Source organism: Bacillus sp. Marseille-P3661 (assembly GCF_900240995.1).
Lineage (GTDB): Bacteria > Bacillota > Bacilli > Bacillales > Bacillaceae_J > OESV01.
Genome location: NZ_LT965953.1, coordinates 953,933 through 974,250 on the forward strand (window position 1 = coordinate 953,933; position 20,318 = coordinate 974,250).

At 33.9% G+C, this 20,318-nt stretch carries 26 protein-coding genes; 19 read left to right on the plus strand and 7 right to left on the minus strand.

Going from position 1 to position 20,318, the window contains the following annotated elements:
• The first annotated feature begins 8 nt into the window (after window positions 1-8).
• The gene (locus tag C1724_RS04325; protein ID WP_102345498.1) at window positions 9-854 is read left to right on the plus strand and encodes an ABC transporter ATP-binding protein; all 846 of its coding nucleotides are present in this window, start codon (window positions 9-11) and stop codon (window positions 852-854) included.
• Window positions 826-1,611, plus strand: a complete 786-nt coding sequence (locus C1724_RS04330; RefSeq protein WP_180994115.1) for an IucA/IucC family C-terminal-domain containing protein — start codon at window positions 826-828, stop codon at window positions 1,609-1,611. Before C1724_RS04325 ends, C1724_RS04330 begins: the two co-directional genes overlap by 29 nt.
• A gap of 90 nt (window positions 1,612-1,701) precedes the next feature.
• Here the strand turns inward: C1724_RS04330 and C1724_RS04335 are convergent, their stop codons facing one another.
• Window positions 1,702-1,857 carry a DUF1540 domain-containing protein gene (locus C1724_RS04335; RefSeq protein ID WP_102345500.1) on the minus strand — a complete coding sequence of 52 codons (156 nt, stop codon included), beginning with the start codon at window positions 1,855-1,857 and terminating at the stop codon, window positions 1,702-1,704.
• Window positions 1,858-2,008: 151 nt separating this feature from the next.
• On the opposite strand from C1724_RS04335, the gene C1724_RS04340 reads away from it, so the two are divergent.
• Both C1724_RS04340 and C1724_RS04345 read left to right on the plus strand, forming a co-directional pair.
• Entirely contained in the window at window positions 2,009-2,407 is a 399-nt protein-coding gene (locus C1724_RS04340; RefSeq protein ID WP_180994116.1) for a 2Fe-2S iron-sulfur cluster-binding protein, read from the plus strand.
• 120 nt (window positions 2,408-2,527) lie between these two features.
• On the plus strand, window positions 2,528-2,992 hold the full coding sequence (locus C1724_RS04345) for a hypothetical protein (RefSeq protein ID WP_102345502.1): 465 nt from the start codon (window positions 2,528-2,530) through the stop codon (window positions 2,990-2,992).
• A gap of 93 nt (window positions 2,993-3,085) precedes the next feature.
• On the opposite strand, the gene C1724_RS04350 is transcribed toward C1724_RS04345, so the two are convergent.
• Both C1724_RS04350 and C1724_RS04355 read right to left on the minus strand, forming a co-directional pair.
• The gene (locus tag C1724_RS04350; protein ID WP_102345503.1) at window positions 3,086-3,934 is read right to left on the minus strand and encodes a family 1 encapsulin nanocompartment shell protein; all 849 of its coding nucleotides are present in this window, start codon (window positions 3,932-3,934) and stop codon (window positions 3,086-3,088) included.
• A 13-nt stretch (window positions 3,935-3,947) separates the two neighbouring features.
• Window positions 3,948-4,547 carry an IMEF encapsulin system ferritin-like cargo protein gene (locus C1724_RS04355; protein WP_102345504.1) on the minus strand — a complete coding sequence of 200 codons (600 nt, stop codon included), beginning with the start codon at window positions 4,545-4,547 and terminating at the stop codon, window positions 3,948-3,950.
• 230 nt (window positions 4,548-4,777) lie between these two features.
• On the opposite strand from C1724_RS04355, the gene C1724_RS04360 reads away from it, so the two are divergent.
• On the plus strand, window positions 4,778-5,077 hold the full coding sequence (locus C1724_RS04360) for a DUF2325 domain-containing protein (RefSeq protein ID WP_102345505.1): 300 nt from the start codon (window positions 4,778-4,780) through the stop codon (window positions 5,075-5,077).
• A 154-nt stretch (window positions 5,078-5,231) separates the two neighbouring features.
• Here the strand turns inward: C1724_RS04360 and C1724_RS04365 are convergent, their stop codons facing one another.
• A complete protein-coding gene (locus C1724_RS04365; RefSeq protein ID WP_102345506.1) occupies window positions 5,232-6,251 on the minus strand; it encodes a metal ABC transporter solute-binding protein, Zn/Mn family in 1,020 nt (339 codons plus the stop codon).
• Between the two features lie 349 nt (window positions 6,252-6,600).
• Between C1724_RS04365 and sigK the strand changes: the two genes are divergently transcribed.
• The 3 genes from sigK (at window position 6,601) to C1724_RS25430 (ending at window position 8,589) form a co-directional block, all read left to right on the plus strand.
• Entirely contained in the window at window positions 6,601-7,311 is a 711-nt protein-coding gene (gene sigK / locus C1724_RS04370) for an RNA polymerase sporulation sigma factor SigK (protein ID WP_102345507.1), read from the plus strand.
• Between the two features lie 156 nt (window positions 7,312-7,467).
• Window positions 7,468-8,337, plus strand: a complete 870-nt coding sequence (locus C1724_RS04375; RefSeq protein ID WP_102345508.1) for a NapH/MauN family ferredoxin-type protein — start codon at window positions 7,468-7,470, stop codon at window positions 8,335-8,337.
• Between the two features lie 99 nt (window positions 8,338-8,436).
• Complete coding sequence (locus tag C1724_RS25430) at window positions 8,437-8,589, plus strand: hypothetical protein (protein ID WP_180994239.1); 153 nt, start codon at window positions 8,437-8,439, stop codon at window positions 8,587-8,589.
• Window positions 8,590-8,710: 121 nt separating this feature from the next.
• On the opposite strand, the gene pssA is transcribed toward C1724_RS25430, so the two are convergent.
• Window positions 8,711-9,250 carry a CDP-diacylglycerol--serine O-phosphatidyltransferase gene (gene pssA / locus C1724_RS04380; protein WP_102346728.1) on the minus strand — a complete coding sequence of 180 codons (540 nt, stop codon included), beginning with the start codon at window positions 9,248-9,250 and terminating at the stop codon, window positions 8,711-8,713.
• Window positions 9,251-9,417: 167 nt separating this feature from the next.
• Between pssA and C1724_RS04385 the strand changes: the two genes are divergently transcribed.
• Complete coding sequence (locus tag C1724_RS04385) at window positions 9,418-10,206, plus strand: phosphatidylserine decarboxylase (RefSeq protein ID WP_102346729.1); 789 nt, start codon at window positions 9,418-9,420, stop codon at window positions 10,204-10,206.
• A 62-nt stretch (window positions 10,207-10,268) separates the two neighbouring features.
• Here C1724_RS04385 and C1724_RS04390 read toward each other — a convergent pair whose 3' ends face one another.
• On the minus strand, window positions 10,269-10,520 hold the full coding sequence (locus tag C1724_RS04390) for a hypothetical protein (RefSeq protein ID WP_102345509.1): 252 nt from the start codon (window positions 10,518-10,520) through the stop codon (window positions 10,269-10,271).
• Between the two features lie 214 nt (window positions 10,521-10,734).
• On the opposite strand from C1724_RS04390, the gene C1724_RS04395 reads away from it, so the two are divergent.
• The 8 genes from C1724_RS04395 (at window position 10,735) to C1724_RS04430 (ending at window position 18,040) form a co-directional block, all read left to right on the plus strand.
• A complete protein-coding gene (locus C1724_RS04395; protein ID WP_102345510.1) occupies window positions 10,735-13,137 on the plus strand; it encodes a Na+/H+ antiporter subunit A in 2,403 nt (800 codons plus the stop codon).
• Window positions 13,134-13,556 (plus strand): Na(+)/H(+) antiporter subunit B, encoded by a 423-nt coding sequence (locus C1724_RS04400; protein ID WP_102345511.1) that lies wholly within the window; start codon window positions 13,134-13,136, stop codon window positions 13,554-13,556. Before C1724_RS04395 ends, C1724_RS04400 begins: the two co-directional genes overlap by 4 nt.
• On the plus strand, window positions 13,556-13,897 hold the full coding sequence (locus C1724_RS04405; protein ID WP_102345512.1) for a Na(+)/H(+) antiporter subunit C: 342 nt from the start codon (window positions 13,556-13,558) through the stop codon (window positions 13,895-13,897). The genes C1724_RS04400 and C1724_RS04405 overlap by 1 nt, the downstream gene beginning before the upstream one ends.
• The gene (locus C1724_RS04410) at window positions 13,890-15,371 is read left to right on the plus strand and encodes a Na+/H+ antiporter subunit D (protein ID WP_102345513.1); all 1,482 of its coding nucleotides are present in this window, start codon (window positions 13,890-13,892) and stop codon (window positions 15,369-15,371) included. The genes C1724_RS04405 and C1724_RS04410 overlap by 8 nt, the downstream gene beginning before the upstream one ends.
• Before the next feature lie 7 nt (window positions 15,372-15,378).
• Entirely contained in the window at window positions 15,379-15,855 is a 477-nt protein-coding gene (locus C1724_RS04415; protein ID WP_102345514.1) for a Na+/H+ antiporter subunit E, read from the plus strand.
• A complete protein-coding gene (locus tag C1724_RS04420) occupies window positions 15,855-16,139 on the plus strand; it encodes a Na(+)/H(+) antiporter subunit F1 (RefSeq protein WP_102345515.1) in 285 nt (94 codons plus the stop codon). The genes C1724_RS04415 and C1724_RS04420 overlap by 1 nt, the downstream gene beginning before the upstream one ends.
• Window positions 16,120-16,479, plus strand: coding sequence for a monovalent cation/H(+) antiporter subunit G (gene mnhG, locus C1724_RS04425; protein ID WP_102346730.1), 360 nt, complete (start codon window positions 16,120-16,122; stop codon window positions 16,477-16,479). Before C1724_RS04420 ends, mnhG begins: the two co-directional genes overlap by 20 nt.
• A 235-nt stretch (window positions 16,480-16,714) precedes the next feature.
• Entirely contained in the window at window positions 16,715-18,040 is a 1,326-nt protein-coding gene (locus C1724_RS04430) for an ArsB/NhaD family transporter (protein WP_102345516.1), read from the plus strand.
• 84 nt (window positions 18,041-18,124) lie between these two features.
• Here the strand turns inward: C1724_RS04430 and C1724_RS04435 are convergent, their stop codons facing one another.
• Complete coding sequence (locus C1724_RS04435; RefSeq protein ID WP_102345517.1) at window positions 18,125-18,265, minus strand: sporulation histidine kinase inhibitor Sda; 141 nt, start codon at window positions 18,263-18,265, stop codon at window positions 18,125-18,127.
• Between the two features lie 424 nt (window positions 18,266-18,689).
• Between C1724_RS04435 and C1724_RS04440 the strand changes: the two genes are divergently transcribed.
• Window positions 18,690-19,205, plus strand: coding sequence for a YqeG family HAD IIIA-type phosphatase (locus tag C1724_RS04440; protein ID WP_102345518.1), 516 nt, complete (start codon window positions 18,690-18,692; stop codon window positions 19,203-19,205).
• A 3-nt stretch (window positions 19,206-19,208) separates the two neighbouring features.
• The gene (gene yqeH, locus C1724_RS04445; protein WP_102345519.1) at window positions 19,209-20,315 is read left to right on the plus strand and encodes a ribosome biogenesis GTPase YqeH; all 1,107 of its coding nucleotides are present in this window, start codon (window positions 19,209-19,211) and stop codon (window positions 20,313-20,315) included.
• Window positions 20,316-20,318 lie beyond the last annotated feature (3 nt).

Genomic DNA, 20,318 nt, shown 5'->3' on the forward strand with positions numbered 1-20,318 from the left:
GATAACATATGAACCAAAAAGGAATAGAAACAAAGGCGCTAACCTTAAGTTATGGTGACACAACTATAATAGACAACCTTGATTTACAAATTCCCAAAGGTAAAATTACTGTTTTCATTGGAGGGAATGGCTGTGGAAAATCAACTCTTTTACGCTCAATGGCTAGATTATTAAAACCAAAGACAGGAAATGTACTTTTGGATGGTATGGCCATTCACAAAATGTCGACTAAAGAAGTTGCCCGTCAGTTAGCAATATTGCCACAAGGCCCAGAAGCACCTGAGGGCTTAACTGTATTACAATTAGTGAAACAAGGAAGGTATCCGTATCAAAATTGGATGAAACAATGGTCAGAACAAGATGAAAAGATGGTAATAAACGCCTTAAAGGCAACTCAGATGACTGAATTTGCAGAACGTCATGTAGATTCTTTGTCAGGAGGACAACGACAAAGAGCATGGATAGCTATGACGCTTGCACAAGATACCGATACCATTTTATTAGATGAACCGACAACATATTTAGATATGACACATCAAGTAGAGATACTCGATTTATTATTTGAACTAAACGAAACAGAAGAACGGACAATTTTGATGGTGTTACATGATTTAAATTTAGCTTGCAGATATGCTCATCACATTGTGGCTGTTCGAAATAAACAGGTTTACGCACAGGGGTTACCGGAGAAGATTATTACTCAGAAGCTTGTTCGTGACGTATTTCAAATGGAATGTCAAATCGCTGAAGATCCACTTTTTGGTACTCCATTATGTATTCCGCATGGTAAGGGACGTCGTTTATTAAATGGTAAAGGTGATAAAAATGAAAATGGGTCACTTAGAATTGTTTGAGAAGGTCGAGTTAAATCAATTTAGAATGTGCTTTGATAATCTGAGCACAGACCACTTTCCCACTATACATGCAACAGAATTAACGGATAGGACGAAGGTGCAGCTGCTTTTAAATGAAGTAAAAGAAAGAGTAGGAGCGCCTACCTTAATGGTCGCTGCTTCACTTTTTGCAAAACGCTATAGTCACTGTATCGCCGTTCCTGCGCTATATGCAATGTCCAAATTTAATAAATGTTTAAAAATGGAGATTGGAAATATTGTTTTAGTAAATCTAAATAATGAAGACCCACTTTGGCTACCTAAGCTTTATTTAAAGGATCAGTCTGTTTATTACCCGAATATTGGTGAGAACATAGATTGGAAACGGGATTATATTAAGAAGATCTTTTCTGAGCATTTAAACACAATTTGGAATGTATTGGCAGAAGTAGGCAATATATCTAAGCAAATCTTGTGGGAAAACACTGCCTTATATGTTTATTGGTTATATGAGAATGTGCTACAAGGGGAATCTGATCAACAGCAGAAAAATCAAATTGACCTAGACTTTAAATATTTATTGTTTGAAGCTGATTCTTCGTTATTTGGCAGTGATAATGAAAATCCTTTATTACGGTTTTATAACGCGAAATCTAATATTAATGGTATAGAGGTTAGAAAAAGGAAAACATGTTGCTTTTCTTATGAAATGGCGGTTAAAGGCACTATGTGTAAAGGATGCCCGAAGAAGTGTCTTAGCAGTGAATATGCACAATAAAAAAGTTATGAGCAAATATGGATAAAAATGAGAGTTATTATCAATACTATAAATAAGGACAACCTATTTAAGGTTGCCCATAATATTGTCTTATTCAGCAGGTTCAAATGTTTTACAGTCTGTTTCCTCTTGGGAAGAAGCCGCTTTCCCATGATGACTTACAACATAAATTGAATCTGCTGCACATTTGTTGCCACTTGCCCAATACGTACAATTGTTTACTTCACATAAAACATCTTGTGCCATCGATGTTCAACTCCTTTTGTTAGTTTCGTAATACATACATTAGGTTAACCATCAATTGTGGAGCTATACCATTATTTTTAAACATAATTATGCCATTATTATTAAGTATAAATGATTTTCATTCTCATTATTCATAAAAAAGGAGTTTATGATGCTACGAACAAAAAGATTAACTGTTGGCTCATTAAAAAAGTTGAACGCACAACTAATAAATGAAACAAAAAAAGATGAACGTTCTATAGTTAAAGTATCTGAAACAGAAACTGCTTTAAGGAAAGACGAAAAGAAGATTTGTTTCATACATAAGGAACAGAATCATTGTTTCGACTTAACAATTATTAATAAACGACTTTCATTACTTGATAATGCTTTAAAACTTGGCTTGAATATTGATTACAAATGTAAACAAGGAAGATGTGGGAAGTGTAAAATAAATATTAGTCAAGGGCTATCTGAAGTTTCTAATCCTACAGAGGCGGAAACTAGGAAATTAGGACATGAACTAATCCAGCACTTTCGTCTCGCGTGTCAAACGTATCCTATTGAATAGATAATTTATGTCTATTTTATTACAACTATGAGCCTTCCATTGACTTGATAACGATTCTCATATAGAATAAAATTATCATAAGTGATAATGAGAGTTATTCTCGTTAGGAGGTTGGTTAATATGGAAAATATCGTAAATGGATTTAATGACATATACAGTATCATTGTAAATGAACGGAAAATTGGTGGATTAATTGAAGCGAACAAGATTAATCTGCGTACAGGTGAAGAATTTACAAATGCGATTATTACCAACATTGATTACTCAGGTAGTATTTTTTATACTTTAACCTTTGTAGCTGATAATGGGGAACGGATAATTGTTAACGTAAATGATATTAGTAAAATTGAAGCTCCTTTTCACAAGCGAGTTCATCAAATTAAAAATAAGCTATTTAAAGAACAAAAAATTAAAGAAAAAAACAGTTATCTAAAAAGATTATGTGAACTTAATAAAGGGGCTTTTGTGAAAACGTTTTTAGACGAGGTTCTACTGTTAGTCGAAGATATCGGCACATACAATATTAGTGAAGATATTGACATAAGCTTTCTAAATGTCAAAGACAAAGTAATTAAAATTGCATAATTAAGGAAACAAGGTCAAGTTTTTTTAATAAAACTTGACCTTGTTTCATATCGATTTCGTGAGCTACCGAAAATAACATATTCGGTCCTGAAATTATGCATTAGGGTCTTCTAATGTACATATGGCAGTTGGCCTTTTTATTCTTGGAACAATTGTTTCATAAGTCCGGAATAAATGATTTAATTGTTCAGAATCCATATAAGCTATTTCAAAATCCTCTCCAATAGCTAAATCGAAATTTTGCCTGCCTGTTTCAACTAGGATACCGGTGTTTCCTCTAATCACTGGAGTTTGAAAAACACCATCTGTAACAAGTTCTCTGACATGCTCAATTTCTAAGACGTTTGTACCTTGGTGGACTCGATGCAATAATGCATATAGCTGAGGAGATACTATCAATGCATATGGTCCTGTATGTCCTAATTGCAGCAGTTTATTTCTAGCTTCTACAATATCCTGAAAGGCATGTCCAGATTTCATCCAATCATTTCGGATGTGAGTGATTCTTCCTGTGACGTTCATCAAGCCATCAATATTAAATTGATTTGATCCATTAAATATGAGGTCATCTTCTAATAAAGCCAATTGAGATGAGGCGTTTGCGGCCGTTGAAAAATCAATAGGAATATCCAGTCTCCGAGCATGTTCAATGTCTCGCCAGAACAATTGGAAGTCTTTGTATAGCATTGGTATGGTTAAATTTACACGTCGAGTAGGATCGGAAATCTCTAGTGTTTCTCCATGTAAATTAATTGTACCTAGTGCAGTTTGTTCATAAACATCGTTCATTATCGATTGGATACCACTCCCTAACGGGCCGTATATATCCATAAATCTCCGCCCTATTAAGTTTCGACGGGCATTGCTTATTACAATCTCTTCTAGCTGTTTCCATTCAATTTCTGAAAGTGGAGAATCAGGGTATTTGCCGACGTAATTCATAAGTAAACTCCTTTCAAGTTTGTTTTAAACTGCCCACTGTTAATCGTTTTGTAGTCTCAGTGACAGACTTGATATACTCCACTGAGTTTGTTTCTCTTGAAACAAATTTATCTAATTTCACACTATTTTCAGCATGTTCTTTTTCATCAATCGGAATCGAGCCAGCTCGACTTGCAGCACCGTTGTATTGTTCATTCAAAGCAGTTAGCAGTTCTTTAATTTTTTCATAATCTTGTTCAGTTAGTTGTCGCATAGATCTTAATAGATCTTCTTGTTCTTGACTATCAGACTTAAACAATGCTAGATCGATATGTTCTTCAAAGTTATGTAAGCCAAACTTTTCAAGACTAATATCTTGTAATAAATGTATGAACTCAAGATTATTTGTTGTTTGTCCGTCACTATTATTTACATAAAAGTTTACTCGTGGTATAAGATCTTTTAGCCGATCTAATCTTTGTTCTTCTTCTTCGTAAATATGATGCCAATGTAATTTCTCATATTCGTCATGAGCAACTTCGATTTTTGGTTTTAATATTTCCATGAAATTAATAACAGCAGTCTCAGTCCGTGAAAATAAAGCCTCAAGTTCAGACATTATGTTCCCTGTCATACCCTCACTCCTTAAAAACAACTGTCTAGTAGTATTACATTTATTTGGTTATTTTATACAATTTTGTAACCTCATAGTTAATTATTTAAGAAAAATTGGTTATTTAATGTGTAAAGAGAGCTTTCTGTAAAAATAATTGATAATCAGTATCATTTACAATTGACACAGATAATCATTCTCAGTTAAAATATAAATAGAGAATATGTGGTAATTAATAGGAGGTAAGTTAAATGGCTAACTTAATGATTGTCGGTGCAGATCACTTAGGAAACATTACGGAAAAATTAAGAGAACATGGTGTGAAAAATGTTTTTCATGTTGATGGAAGGAAAGTTAATATGGTAAAACGCGATATTCCGGTAGATATTGATGTTGTGTTTGTAATGACTGATTATATAAATCATAATCTTGCAAAGATGATTAAACAAAAAGCAAAAAATCAAGAAGTGCCTACATACTATGTTAAAAGATCTTGGTGCTCTATCTTTCAAGCAATACAAAAGTGTGACATCCTTAAAAATGCAATATAACGTACTAACATTGCTGTAGACCAAAGATAGGAGAAGGAGCATGACAGGTAATATATACAACTATTATAAAGAATTAGTTTGGGGCTGGACAGGGGCAATTATTAGTAAGGATAATTTTAAAAAAAAGACCAGCTGCATAAAGCTGGTCTTGTTATTAATTCATAGCAATGTCAAGGGTTTGTATATTCTTTCGCATAATACTAAAATAGTCTTCACCATTTTTATAATCGTCTTCAGTTAATACTTCAAGATTGTGTAGATTTAAAGCCTCTGCGTTGAGTTCATTTTGAACAATTTTTGATATTTTAGGCGTTATGTTTTGTTCGAAAATAACATACTTTATGTTATTATTTTTTGCTATATTAATAATCTCTTCTAATTGTTTCTGAGAAGGCTCATTAGAAGGGGATAATCCGGTGACTGCTATTTGTTTGATACCGTAGCGCTTTTGCCAATATCCGTAAGCAGCATGAGAAACTATTATTTTAGGATCTGTTTTCTTTTCAACCATTTGTAAAAATTCCTGATCCAAATCTGTTAATTGCTTTTTTAAGTTTTCGAAATTTTTTTCAAAGTCTTCTTTAGATTCTGGTTTTAATTGAATCAAAGCTTGTTTAATGTTTTCAGCAACTTGTATGGATAAAATCGGATCAATCCATATATGTGGATCAAGGTCACCATGGTTATGATCGTGGGTGTCTTCCTTACCCGTATCCTCATGATTATGAACCTCGTTATTATGTGTGTTGTTTTCACTTATTTCCTCAGTTTCTGTATGTGTTTCTTCTTCCACTTCTAAAGCGGCTTCTACAATTTTAACATTTTCATTTTTAAGTGTTTCTGAAATGGTTCCAGCATATGTTTCCATTTCCTTATTGTTAAAAATAAATGCATCTGCTTCGGCAATTTCAATCATTGTTTTGGTAGAAGGTTCAAATGTGTGCGTATCTACACCTGGTGGAATGATACCTGTAACCGTAACATGATTGCCACCAATTTTCTTGGTAAAGTCTTCGATTGGATAGATGGTTGTATATATATTTAATGTGCCCGTTGATTGCTGATTTTCTGTTGTTAAGTTTTCATCTTCGGGTACTGCTTGATCATTACTACACCCCGACATGAAATATACTGCTAACAATACGAGTATAGATAAGTAATATTTAGTTTTCATTTTGTGTAATCCTCCTTGAAATCTCCAAAACTTATATTATCGTAATTATTACGATTTGTAAACCGAAAACATTACGGTTTGTCTATGTATGAATTTTATTTACCCTATTTAACTTTACAAACCTTTATCTCAAGTTTTATGTATGGTTACATTTGATATTTCATTCATACATTCTAACAGGAATTAAATTAAAGTTCTGGATTACAGTTGAGGATAGACAGTGTATCTTAAAGTAGTTTAATAAAAGCTATATAAAATAATATTTAAATGGACAGACACGGACATGCACACTGCAGCATAGTATTTACAATAGGCGATTACCTATTTCTATCTTGGAGAGGTGGTTTACGTGTCAACGATTATTGCAGCTATGAGTTATATATTGAAAGAATTATTTTTCTTAGTTTCCTATGTTAAAAATAATGCATTTCCACAGCCCTTATCTGAAAAGGACGAAAAAAAATACTTACTTCTCATGGAACAAGGTGATGAGAATGCTCGAAATCGTCTTATAGAACATAACCTCCGTTTAGTTGCGCATATCGTTAAAAAATTTGAAAATACAGGTGAGGATTCTGAAGATTTAATTTCAATCGGTACTATTGGACTCATCAAAGCCATTGAAAGCTATTCTTATGGAAAAGGTACAAAATTAGCTACTTATGCAGCCAGATGTATAGAAAACGAAATCCTCATGCATCTTAGAGCTCTTAAAAAAACTAAAAAAGATGTTTCATTACATGACCCAATCGGTCAGGATAAGGAAGGTAATGAAATTTCGCTTATAGATATTTTGAAGTCAGAAAATGATGATGTTGTTGATACTATTCAATTGAGTATGGAATTAGAAAAAATTAAAGAGTATGTTCACATTCTAGATGGTAGGGAAAAAGAAGTAATTGTTGGACGTTTTGGCTTAGATATGCAAGAAGAAAAAACGCAGCGTGAGATTGCGAAAGAATTAGGTATTTCAAGAAGTTACGTTTCACGGATTGAAAAAAGAGCACTGATGAAATTGTTCCACGAGTTTTATCGGAACGAACGAAAAAAAAGAGGATAAATTACTAAAAAAATGATTCTAGCATAGCAGCTAGGATCATTTTTTTTGACAAATAATCAACAAATACAAAACCGTGATAGATATCACATAAATTAAAATCCCCCTAGCTGTAAGATGAAAATAATTAGGATATAATAAATAGGTAGGGGATTGGGTATGAAAAAAAGCATTCAAAAGCATTTTCCAAAGTGGACATTTTGTCGTTATATAGTCCAAATCTCCATCATACTTTTGTTTGTGTCACCACTTATATTAGTAAAAGTTGAAGGTGATAATTTTTTCTTTGGGACATTAACTTCGTCACAAATTTTTGGTATTCAGTTATCTGATCCTTTTTCGGCTATACAGGTTTCATTAGCAGCTATGGAAATGAAGTGGAGTTATTTAAGTGGCGCAATTATTATTTTAACATTCTATATGTTAATTAAGGGGCGAGCGTTTTGCAGTTGGGTATGCCCGTTGAATACCCTATTAGAGCTGGTTGACAAAATCAGAAAGTATATTAACCTCCCTGATATACCATTGGATAAAAATACAAAGCTGTATAATGCAGTAGTAATTCTAATACTTTCAACATTTTTGGGTATCCCTATATTTGAAATCTTTTCACCAATTGGTAACATAATGAGAACCATGGTTTTTACTACTGGAATAGGGTTATGGATTATAGTTGCAATTGTGTTATTTGATCTATTAATTTCAAGACGTGGGTGGTGCAGATATCTTTGTCCACTAGGAGGGATGTATCAGTCTATCGGTAACGTGGGTCTTTTTAGCGTTAAGTTCGATCATACTTTATGTACCGGCTGTGATAGATGTCGATCTATTTGTTTATCAGATCCTGAAATATTAGAAGCAGGAATTAATCGCAATGAATTATTTGTATCCGATTCGGACTGTAGCTTATGTGGTAAATGTGTAGATAAATGCCCTGTTGAAGCATTATCGATTACCATAAAGAAACAAGATACAATCAAAGTAGACAACTTAAAGAAGTGTAAGGAACGGTTTATTGAAAAAAGCTAACTGAAAATTTTTTATATAGCGGTTTTTGTGCGTCTGTACCATACAGATTTAGGATATTTACATATACTATTAGAAAAAGTAAAATAAAGGTGGTATATGATGTACTATTATGCAACTGGATATCCTATACCCTACTATGGCCCTACACCGTATAGTGGTTACAGTGGTGCAGGATATGCATTTATTGTTGTCTTGTTAATTTTGTTGCTTGTATTAGGCGGAGGATATTGGTATTACACAAATTTCTGTTAATTGTATATATTAATTTTAAGAAAATAAAAGACCTTGGAGAAGTTTTTTTCTAAGGTCTTTTGCTTTGTAGTCGTGTAATTGTCTTGGGAGTTAAGCAGATAATTTCCGAACCTCTTTTTAATTACATTTTCCTTAATTTGAATGTACCTACCATTAAAAAAGCCAAAGTAAGTGTGATATACATAAATATATACGGCGGTAGCAAATTGATTGCTAACGTTACTAATGTTAGAATCACTCCTGCAACTGTAATTGGTAGACCGGTGAAGTACCCATTGCTTTCAATAATATTAAATTTTGCTAAGCGGATTGCACCACATGCAATATAGATGGTTGTAAACAACATTCCTGCTGCTCCAAAATCACGGAGTAGTAGTTCGTACATTAAAAGCGCTGGAGCGACACCAAAGGAGACAATATCGCACATAGAATCAAGCTGTTTCCCAAATTCGGAATCAATTTTTAGTTTCCTTGCAATCATCCCATCAAACCGATCTGCAAAGGCAGCAATAAATATTAGTAATAACCCTAGTTGTGATTCTCCATTTAGTATTGCTAAAATTGCAAGAACACCTAAGCTCAGATTTAAAATGGTTAATGCATTAGCACAATGAGCCTTTATTTTTTTTATGGTTAGATCTATATAGTGTGATAAAAAAATCCGAATCACTCCCTCTGTAATTAAAAAGAGTTGCTGTTATATATATATTAAAAAAGTTAATCGTAGATGTTCTTTTTTTGTATATAATAAATACTATTGTACGTCCTTTTTTTTACATTCGTAAAGCATTTAATTTTATATAATTTAATTGGAGGCAAATTTTTGTGATTGTAAAATATATTTATCAGTCGTTTGTGCAATTAACGAATAACTTATATTTGTCAAAACTCCTTCGTCGTTTTACATTATCTAAGAAGAGTAAATATTTAATACCAGGTTATGCAAAAGCTTTTCAGGTTAACCAAGCAGAGATGGAAAATGATTTAAACCAATATTCTAGTCTTCATGAGTTTTTTATTCGAACTTTAAAAAAAGATGCCAGGGCTATTGATGAAAGTCCCGCAAGTATAATTAGTCCTGTAGATGGATTTATTGAAGACATTGGAGTTATTAAAAATGATAAAACCATTAAAGTGAAAGGGCAATTATACTCTATACTTGATATGCTCGGAGACCCAAATGTATTTGAAAAATATAGTCAAGGCACTTATATTATTCTTTATTTAAGTCCGAGTGATTATCATAGAATACATAGTCCAATATCAGGAAAAGTCGTTTCTCAATGGACATTAGGAAGGCACTCATATCCAGTAAATAAATGGGGGCTTTTATATGGAAAAGATACACTTTCACGAAATTATAGGATGATCACTGAAATACAGTATGAAACCGGTTATGTTGCGGTAGTAAAAGTTGGTGCTATGTTTATTAATAGCATTGAACTTACTCATAAGGGGGACGAGCTTAGAAAAGGAGAAGAAATGGCGTATTTTTCATTTGGCTCAACTGTCGTCCTTTTATTTGAAAAAGAATCATTCAAACCTGTTGGTCAACTAATCCAGAGTAAAGTGAAAGTAGGTCAGGCACTGGGGTATGTTAACAGTATAAATGGATAATTTTATAAATTATAGAAAAGATAAGAAAGATCCTTTCAGTTTTTACCTGAAAGGATCTTTCTTTAAAAGGTAGTTGTTTGATTTACAATTCGAATATATTCTCTTGATTTAAAAGGGGTTAATATTGGATTTTCGAACTGAATTTTTGTTTGTACAGGATTACTTGTTGAAAGAGTTGCTTTTTGTAAAATGATCTCTTCAACATTTTCATTTTGAGTTTGGTATACCCTTTTATGAGAGTTATTTTCATACCATGCGCCTATAAACATTATCGAAAAAATAGTAATACATATTGCCGATTTTTTCCAAATCACTTATTATCACTCCTCCTATTATTAACTTGAGGAGTTTTTTTAAAAATATACAAAAAAATTTTTTAATATAAAAAATCCGTCTTTCTTCATATTTAAAACGTTAAAGTAGTAACGCGGTAACTATGCAACTTATCACATGCAAGGATAGTAAAAATATTGTATACTGCTTACAAGAAGTAAACCTAAAAAAAATGTAAAAAAAGGAGGTAAAAGTGTGTCTTTTGTACATATGGCTATTTTAGCACCATTTGTCTTTACATTAATTGTGCCTTTTTTATACAGGTACATCAGGCAAATACATACGGGTTGGTTTGTTCTTGTTGTTCCAGTATTATTGTTTTTGTATTTTATTCAATTTTTAGACGGACTTTCTATGAACGAACCAATTAGAACCACCGTTCAATGGATTCCATCTTTAGGTATTAATTTTACAACATATATTGATGGACTTAGCTTATTATTTGCTTTGTTGATAACTGGTATTGGTTCTTTAGTTGTACTTTACTCTATTTACTATTTATCAAAAGGTAAAGAAGCACTCCATAACTTTTACGTATATTTATTGTTATTTATGGGTGCAATGCTAGGTGTTGTGTTATCGGATAATTTAATAACGCTTTACATGTTCTGGGAATTTACAAGTCTATCTTCCTTTATGTTAATTGCTTATTGGTATCATCGTGAAAAATCCCGGTATGGTGCATTGAAGTCAATGCTTATCACGGTTTTTGGTGGTTTTTCAATGCTTGCAGGTTTCCTGCTGTTGTATATTATGACTGGAACGTTCAGTATTCGCGAGATAATAGCTGCAGCTCCAGGAATTGTGGAACACCAATTGTTTATACCGGCTTTAATATTAGTATTATTAGGAGCATTTACGAAATCAGCACAATTCCCGTTCCATATTTGGTTACCGGATGCTATGGAAGCACCAACTCCTGTAAGTGCTTACCTACATTCTGCAACCATGGTAAAAGCAGGGATTTACCTTGTAGCCCGTTTAACACCTGTATTTGCAGGTTCTGCTGAATGGCTATGGTTAGTTGCTGGATTTGGGATTGTTACTCTTTTTTGGGGTTCATTCTCCGCAGTAAAGCAAACAGATCTTAAAGCAATTCTTGCTTTTTCAACTGTCAGTCAGCTAGGAATGATTATGTCATTATTAGGAGTAGGATCGGCAGCGCTTTATTATCATGCAATTGATGACAACATTTACATAGTTGCCATATTGGCAGCTGTATTTCACCTCATTAATCATGCAACATTTAAAGGCAGCTTATTTATGGTTGTAGGGATTGTTGATCACGAAACAGGGACAAGAGATATCCGCAAGCTTGGCGGGTTAATGAGTTTTATGCCAATTACGTTTACATTGGCTATTATTGGCAGTTTTTCAATGGCTGGGTTACCACCTTTTAATGGTTTCTTAAGTAAAGAGCTTTTCTTTACTGGTATGGTAAGAGTAGCCCAATTAGATATTTTTAACTTAGATACATGGGGAATATTATTTCCAATCCTTGCGTGGGTGGCTAGTATTTTTACGTTTATTTATAGTATGATTCTTGTTTTTAAAACCTTTACAGGAAAATATCAACCTGAAAAGTTGGACAAGAAACCGCATGAAGCGCCAATTGGAATGTTAATTCCACCAATTATTTTGGTGTCATTAGTTGTTATTTTTGGTTTCTTCCCAAATCTACTATCTTACAGTATTATCGAGCCAGCAATGGCAGCTATATTACCAGGCTTATTGGGACCAGGCGATCATTTTCATGTCCACATCTCCTTTTGGCATGGTTGGACAATTGAATTGTTTATGACATTAGGGGTTTTAACATTGGGTGTTTTACTGTTCCTCTCTTTAAGAAAGTGGAACGGTATATACGACTATTTCCCACAAAAGCTTGCGTTAAATAAATTCTATGATGGTGGTCTAGTTTTATTAGAACGCTCATCCGCTAAATTAACCGATTCCTATATGACAGGAATTATGCGTCATTACTTAACTTATATTTTTGCATTTTTTATCATCTGCCTAGGTGCCTCAATATTTTTATTAGATGCATTTAAAGTAGATCTTACGAATATTGCTCCGATAGGCGTGTATGAAGCAGTACTATCTATTGTATTAGTGATTGGAGCACTAGTAACAATTTTTGCTAAATCAAGATTAACCTCTATCATTGCATTGGGGGCAGTAGGTTACACAGTTTCCTTATTTTTTGTACTATTCCGAGCACCGGATTTAGCCTTAACACAGCTGACGGTAGAGACGATTTCAGTTGCATTATTCCTATTGTGTTTTTATCATCTGCCTGAGATAAAGCAGGATAAACGGACAGAGCTTAGAATTTCGAAATTAATTATTTCTGTAGGTGTGGGCGTAATTATGACACTTTTAGCATTGTCATCGCACTCGACGAAATTAATTGAATCTATTTCTAGTTATTATGTAGAAAATAGCTACACAGAAGGCGGAGGTAAAAATATGGTAAACGTTATTCTCGTTGACTTCCGTGGAATTGATACGATGTTCGAAATTACAGTTCTTGGAATTGCTGCCTTAGGAATTTATTCAATGATTAAATTACGTCTAGAAAGGAGAAACGAGGGATGAGAACAAATGATATCATTTTACAAACACTAGCCAAATCATTTATGTTTGTCGTCATCGCTTTTTCCTTTTATGTATTCTTAACGGGTCATCATCACCCAGGTGGAGGATTCATAGGCGGACTAATGACATCAGCTGGGATTATCCTTTTACTATTAGCTTTTGATTGGAAGGTACTTAAAACTGTTATACCGATAGACTTTAAAATATTGGTTGCAATTGGTTTGCTAACAGCTGTTGGCTCTGGTATGGGCTCATTTTTATTTGGCGTTCCGTTTTTAACCCATACGTTTGGTTATTTCGATTTACCAATACTAGGAAAAACGGAATTAGCAACTGCTACTATATTTGATACTGGCGTATACCTTGTGGTTGTTGGAATCACGATGACCATTATTCAATCAATAGGGGAGAGTGAGTAATGGAAATTTTAATGGCTATTGTAATAGGAATTTTATTTACTTGTGCAACGTATTTAATGTTGTCGAAAAGTTTACTTCGAATTATTGTAGGAACAGGTCTTTTGAGCCATGGCGCTCATCTGACAATCCTTACAATGGGGGGGCTCAAGAGGGGAGCTCCGCCATTATTAGGTGAAGAAGCTCCGTTTTATACTGATCCGCTGCCACAAGCGTTGATTTTGACTGCAATCGTAATTAGCTTTGGGGTAACAGCACTATTTTTAGTGTTAGCGTATCGCACTTATCAAGAAGTAAAAACGGACGATATGGATAAATTAAGGGGTTATCAAGGAAATGAATAATTTAGTTATCTTACCGATACTAATTCCATTATTAACAGGTATTATTCTTGTCTTCTTTAGGAAAAATATCTCCCTTCAACGATGGATTAGTGGATTGTCGGCATTACTGACCATCATTGTTGCAGTCATGTTGGTTCAAAATGTATTTAACGATGGGATTCAAATTTTAAAATTAAGTAACTGGGAGCCACCTTTTGGCGTAGTTTTTGTGGCGGATATGCTTTCAGCTTTACTAGTGTTAACTACTAGTATATTGTCGTTAGCTTGTGTGCTGTTTGCTTTTCGTTCAATAGGAATTGAAAGGGAAAAATATTACTTTTATAGTTTCTTTCAATTTTTAATAACAGGTGTTATGGGTGCCTTTTTAACAGGTGATATTTTTAACTTGTTTGTATTTTTTGAAGTATTGCTAATGGCTTCATATGTACTCCTTATATTAGGTGGTACGAAGATTCAGTTTAATGAAACTTCAAAATATATTTTAGTAAACGTTATTTCTTCAGCCCTATTCGTAAGTGCTGTAGCGTATTTATATTCCGTAACAGGCACGCTGAATATTGCAGATCTATCAGTAAAGGTTGCAGAAGTAGGTCAAGGTGGTTTACTAACGGTGATTGCTATTCTTTTTATTATTGTGTTTGGAATTAAAGGAGCGATCTTTCCATTGTATACTTGGCTCCCTGCCTCTTATCATGCACCGCCGACTGTGGTTACAGCAATCTTTGGTGGCTTATTAACGAAGGTAGGTGTGTACTCTATCATGCGTACATCTACCGTAATTTTTAATCATCAACCTGAAATTACACATCAATTAATCGGTATATTAGCGCTGTTAACCATTATTCTTGGTGCTATTGGTGCTGTTGCTTACTGGGATATCAAACAAATTATTATTTATAACATTATCATTGCGGTTGGTGTTATATTATTCGGGCTATCTGTAAATACCGAAACAGCTCTAGAGGGCTCTCTCTTTTATCTAATTCACGATATGATCATTAAAGTGGCGCTGTTCTTATTAGCTGGTGCAGTTATTGTTATTACAGGAACGAGTAATATTAAAAAAATGGGCGGTTTAATTAAACATCATCCACTACTAGGTTGGATGTTCTTTGTAGCAGCGATTGCGTTAGTTGGTGTTCCGCCACTAAGCGGATTCGTTGGAAAGTTATTGATTCTCCAAGGTGGATTTGAAAATGGAAATTATCTTGGTTCAGCGATCGTTTTGATTTCCAGCTTACTTGTTTTGTATTCAATGATGAAAATATTTATGAACGTATTTTGGAGAGAGACAGTCCTAAGTAAAGAAGACGAAAAGGGTTCAACGAAGGGCTTATTACTTCCGTGTGCAATATTGGTAGTGTTATCAATTGCTTACGGGGTAGGATCTGAATGGATGTATCAGTATATTGAACAAGCAGTAGCTGTTCTTGTTGATCCTTCAATATACGTCGAATCAGTGTTAAAGGAGTAGATGACCCATGACACTACAAATAATAGTTAATTTGTTAGTTGCCTTTGCTTGGATGTTTTTTCAAAATACGTGGGATTTTTTAACGTTCTTTCTGGGCTATATTATTGGTTTAGTGATACTTTTTGGAATGCGGCGCTTTTTTTCAACAAGATTTTATATGAAGAATGTGATTGCAGCTGTTAGCTTACTACTACTATTTATTAAAGAATTAGTGCTATCAAATATAGCAGTTGTTAAAGTTGTTTTAAGCCCCAAATTAACGATGCAACCTGGAATTTTTGCACTGCCGATCCAAGTAAAGAAGGATTGGGAGATTGTGTTGTTAGCAAATCTCATCACCCTAACTCCTGGAACGCTAGTGTTAAGTGTGTCAGATGATAATAAATTGTTATATGTTCATGCCTTAGATATTCCTGATGTTGAAGAAGCGATTACAAGCATTAAGGAATCGTTTGAAAAGGCAATAATGGAGGTGAGCCGCTAATGGTATTAGCTTTACAAATTAGTTTGTTAATATTTTCGCTTGCGGCTCTTACTTGCGTTTATCGTTTGATTAAAGGTCCATCTACACCTGATCGAATAATGGCATTAGATTCGATAGGGATTATTTTAATTTGTATCGTAGCCATTATCTCAGTATTATTAAATACAGATGCATATCTAGATGTTATTTTGTTAATTGGCGGTATCGCTTTTATAGGAACGGTTGCATTTTCAAAATTTTTAGAAAAGGGGGTTGTTATTGAAAATGACCGAAACAATAGTTGAGTTTTTAATAGGTGCCCTCGTTTTACTAGGAGCTTTCTTTTGTTTAGTTGCTGCTTTAGGACTAATGAGAATGCCGGATCTTTTTACCCGTACGCATGCTGCTTCAAAAGCGTCAACACTTGGAGTAATGTTAACGTTGTTAGGTGTTCTAGCATTTTTCTGGTATGAAGATGGTTATATCAATGCAAGACTGGTATTAGGGATTATATTTGTATTTATAACAACACCAGTAGCAGGACATATTATTAGTCGAGCTGCCTACAACATGAACGTACCATTATGGGAAAAAACTGTTCAGGATGATCTGAAAAACTCTTATTCTAAAAGTAAAGATGTATAACTAGCAGCATAGTTTTTGCAGCCTTCTTTATCGATTTTGATAAAGAGGGCTTTTTTTCTATTTTTTAGAAAGTTATTAAATAAAGCATTTATGTATATTTGTCCAAGTTTGCGAATAATGTGGTAGTAAGTAATTGTCTAGGATAAAAGTAACTTTATGTAATATTTCATTCTACTAACTATGCTCATAAGTGACTTTAAGTCAAGCTATAAACAATAGAAGGGCGAGTGAATGAATGCCGGATATAAATGTTGAAGTGTCCGATGTACAAGTATATCTAGCGGTTATTGTGTTTACAATTACATACTTGATTATCATATCTGAAATGATTAATAGAGCTGTAATTGTTCTTGTAGGTGCCGTCGTTATGGTTTTTTTAGGTGTCGTGAGCATTGACCAAGCATTAACACATCACATTGAATGGGGAACGATCATTTTACTAATTAGTATGATGATTCTTGTAGGTATTACAAATAAGACAGGTGTTTTTCAATATGTAGCTCTTAAATCAGCGAAGCTGGTAAGAGGAGAACCGAGAAGTATCTTAATTATTTTATCGCTTATAACCGCCCTTGGTTCAGCATTATTGGATAATGTTACAACTGTGTTATTAATTGTGCCGATTACCTTATCCATTACGCGATTATTAGGGGTTAGTCCAATACCTTTTCTTATTTCTGAGATATTATTTTCTAATATCGGTGGAGCAGCTACATTAATTGGTGACCCACCAAATATAATGATTGGTTCGGAAATGAAAAACTTAACATTTAATGCGTTTATTTTCAATCTGGGTCCAATTGTACTTATAATTGGATTAGTGACAATGATACTCATATATACAATCTACTATGATCAGATGCGGGTTAGTGATAGTTATAAACAAAAATTAATGCGGCTTAATGAAAAAGATTATATAAAAAATTACCCTTTAATGAGAAAATCATTATTCGTGCTAGGATTAACGATTCTTGGTTTTGCAGCCCACTCGATTGTTCATATGGACCCTGCCGTTGTAGCGTTAGCTGGAGCTACTTTATTGTTACTAATCGGAGTAAAAGAGCAAGATATGGAAGAAGTATTCTATTCTGTGGAGTGGGGAACTATCTTTTTCTTTGCGGGTTTATTTACAATAGTAGGTGGATTAGTTGAAGTTGGTGTCATTAGTAATATTGCACAGGAAATGCTTGATCTAACTGAAGGACACGTTCCGACTGCAGCGATCCTTATATTATGGGTATCTGGTATCGCCTCAGCGGTCATTGATAACATTCCTTTTGTGGCGACAATGATACCGCTAATACAGGAAATGTCGAATGGCATGGGTTTTAATCCTGACGCACCCGAAATGGAAGTGATTTGGTGGGCACTGTCACTTGGTGCATGTTTGGGTGGAAATGGTTCATTGTTAGGTGCTTCTGCAAATGTAATAGTAGCTGGAATGGCCACAAAAGAGGGAAATGGATTGAGCTACATGGATTTCTTGAAAATAGGAGCACCGCTAACATTAATCGCATTAGCAATATCACATGCATACCTCTACTTCAGATACTTAGTATAGCTAGCCAAATAGAAAAGCGAATGTCATTGAGCTTTCAAAGAAAAGAAAAACATCCTGTTCTTCTAGAACAGGATGTTTAATTTGTTATGATGTCTTTTTAATTTTATGACTTATGCCGCGTCGCTCAATTTCTTTTTTTATGAGTTGAATAAATTCTGGACTAAGTTTTAGTTCAATGGCCTTATAGTAAGATTCTATTAATAGTTCATCTGATAATGTTCTCATGTTTTGCTGCCAGGGGTGCTGGCCATTCACCTCCTACAATTTTTTTTTGTAATTTTTTCTTTCTTTCTAACATATAATGTATATTTTCTCCCTATGTCTATACATTACCATGATTTAGTTGGTAGAACAACCGTTCTTGTATCCACAGGTCTTGGTGGATAACTTGTGGGTATTGTGTTTATAATGAAGATAATTCCAGTGTAAGTAATGTTTAATAATGTGCATAAAGTTATCCACATATGTGAAAAGAGGGGTAAAATGTCGAAAAGTTTTTTTGTTTGCCCGTTTTTCAAGGGATTTTTAGCAAAAAATGTTGAAATATAGAAAGAATTCTTTGAATCACTGGTTTAGTTTAGTATTATTAGTAGGGAGATTTTAAAAAATATAGTTAGTGAATCCGCGAATAATGTAGAGGTGTTTAAGCTTGTTAAAATTGTTTTTACCGAATGAACATGTTAAGAATATATTCGATATTAAGCCTACAGCGTTAAAGGAACGAGGGATAAAAGGGATAATAACTGATTTGGATAATACTTTAGTTGAATGGGATCGGCCTGAAGCTACCCCTGAACTGAAAGAATGGTTTAAGGGCATGAGACAGCATGGAATTAGGATTACTATCGTTTCTAATAATAATGAAGAACGTGTAAAAAAGTTTTCTAATCCCTTAGATGTAGATTTTATCTATCAGGCCCGCAAGCCACTTGGAAAAGCATTTAGAAAAGCGCTTAAAGATATGAATCTTAAAAAGGACGAGATTGTTGTAATTGGAGACCAATTATTAACAGATGTATTGGGCGGAAATAGATCGGGCTTACACACGATTTTAGTAGTTCCAGTTTCACAGTCAGATGGTTTTTTTACTCGATTTAATAGAGCGGTGGAGAGATCTATTTTTAATTGGATGAAACGAAAAGGTATGCTTTATTGGGAGGAATAAATTGTGGAGAATCAAGTATTAAATTGTTCAGGATGTGGGGTAAAATTACAAACTGAAAACAAAGATCAGTTAGGTTATGCTCCTCCGTCAACCTTAAGTAGAGAGATTGTCATATGCCAACGCTGTTTTCGTTTGAAAAATTATAATGAAATCCAAGACGTGTCACTGACGGATGATGACTTTTTAAAAATATTGAATGGAATAGGCTCATCGGAAGGGTTGGTTGTAAAACTTGTTGATATTTTTGACTTTAATGGTAGTTGGTTGCCTGGTCTACACCGTTTTGTTGGAAATAACAAGGTAATATTGGTTGGGAATAAGGTTGATTTATTACCGAAGTCTGTAAAGAGAACAAAGTTAGTCAATTGGATGCAGCATTCTGCTAAGGAACTAGGTCTAAAGGCGAGTGGTATATATTTAATTAGTGCTGCAAAAGGTGAAGGAGTGAAGGAACTAGCTGCTGAAATTGATTCTATACGAGACAATAAAGATGTATATGTGGTTGGAAGTACAAATGTTGGGAAGTCTACTTTCATTAATAGAATAATTAAAGAATTTACTGGTGAAGAAGATGTAATTACAACATCTCAATTTCCTGGGACAACATTAGATTTAATTGATATTCCGTTGGATGATGGATCCTCTTTATTTGATACACCGGGTATCATAAATCATCATCAAATGGCACATTATGTTGATGCAAAGGGGCTTAAGGTTATTTCTCCTAAGAAGGAGATTAAACCAAGGAGTTTCCAAGTTAATGAAGGACAAACACTATTTTTTGGGGGACTAGCAAGGTTTGATTACGTCAGTGGTGGCAGAAGTTCTTTCACCTGCTATGTATCTAATGAATTAAATATTCATCGTACAAAGTTGGAAAAGGCAGATCAACTATATATCGAACATTTGGGGGAATTATTATCTCCACCATTCAAAGATAATGCCAAGGAGTTACCTGAATTTGAGAAACATGAATTTACTATAAAACAAGAAAAAACAGATGTGGTTTTTCATGGACTAGGATGGATAACTTGTAATGAAGCGGGCGCAAAGATTGTAGCCCATGTTCCAAAAGGTGTTGGCGTTACGATCAGACAATCATTAATATAAGTA

Coding starts and splice junctions, on each gene's coding strand:
- C1724_RS04325 (WP_102345498.1), top strand. CDS start 9: ATGAACCAAAAAGGAATAGAAACAAAGGCGCTAACCTTAAGTTATGGT.
- C1724_RS04330 (WP_180994115.1), top strand. CDS start 826: ATGAAAATGGGTCACTTAGAATTGTTTGAGAAGGTCGAGTTAAATCAA.
- C1724_RS04335 (WP_102345500.1), bottom strand. CDS start 1,857: ATGGCACAAGATGTTTTATGTGAAGTAAACAATTGTACGTATTGGGCA.
- C1724_RS04340 (WP_180994116.1), top strand. CDS start 2,009: ATGCTACGAACAAAAAGATTAACTGTTGGCTCATTAAAAAAGTTGAAC.
- C1724_RS04345 (WP_102345502.1), top strand. CDS start 2,528: ATGGAAAATATCGTAAATGGATTTAATGACATATACAGTATCATTGTA.
- C1724_RS04350 (WP_102345503.1), bottom strand. CDS start 3,934: ATGAATTACGTCGGCAAATACCCTGATTCTCCACTTTCAGAAATTGAA.
- C1724_RS04355 (WP_102345504.1), bottom strand. CDS start 4,547: ATGACAGGGAACATAATGTCTGAACTTGAGGCTTTATTTTCACGGACT.
- C1724_RS04360 (WP_102345505.1), top strand. CDS start 4,778: ATGGCTAACTTAATGATTGTCGGTGCAGATCACTTAGGAAACATTACG.
- C1724_RS04365 (WP_102345506.1), bottom strand. CDS start 6,251: ATGAAAACTAAATATTACTTATCTATACTCGTATTGTTAGCAGTATAT.
- C1724_RS04375 (WP_102345508.1), top strand. CDS start 7,468: ATGAAAAAAAGCATTCAAAAGCATTTTCCAAAGTGGACATTTTGTCGT.
- C1724_RS25430 (WP_180994239.1), top strand. CDS start 8,437: ATGTACTATTATGCAACTGGATATCCTATACCCTACTATGGCCCTACA.
- C1724_RS04400 (WP_102345511.1), top strand. CDS start 13,134: ATGAGAACAAATGATATCATTTTACAAACACTAGCCAAATCATTTATG.
- C1724_RS04405 (WP_102345512.1), top strand. CDS start 13,556: ATGGAAATTTTAATGGCTATTGTAATAGGAATTTTATTTACTTGTGCA.
- C1724_RS04410 (WP_102345513.1), top strand. CDS start 13,890: ATGAATAATTTAGTTATCTTACCGATACTAATTCCATTATTAACAGGT.
- C1724_RS04415 (WP_102345514.1), top strand. CDS start 15,379: ATGACACTACAAATAATAGTTAATTTGTTAGTTGCCTTTGCTTGGATG.
- C1724_RS04420 (WP_102345515.1), top strand. CDS start 15,855: ATGGTATTAGCTTTACAAATTAGTTTGTTAATATTTTCGCTTGCGGCT.
- mnhG (WP_102346730.1), top strand. CDS start 16,120: ATGACCGAAACAATAGTTGAGTTTTTAATAGGTGCCCTCGTTTTACTA.
- C1724_RS04430 (WP_102345516.1), top strand. CDS start 16,715: ATGCCGGATATAAATGTTGAAGTGTCCGATGTACAAGTATATCTAGCG.
- C1724_RS04435 (WP_102345517.1), bottom strand. CDS start 18,265: ATGAGAACATTATCAGATGAACTATTAATAGAATCTTACTATAAGGCC.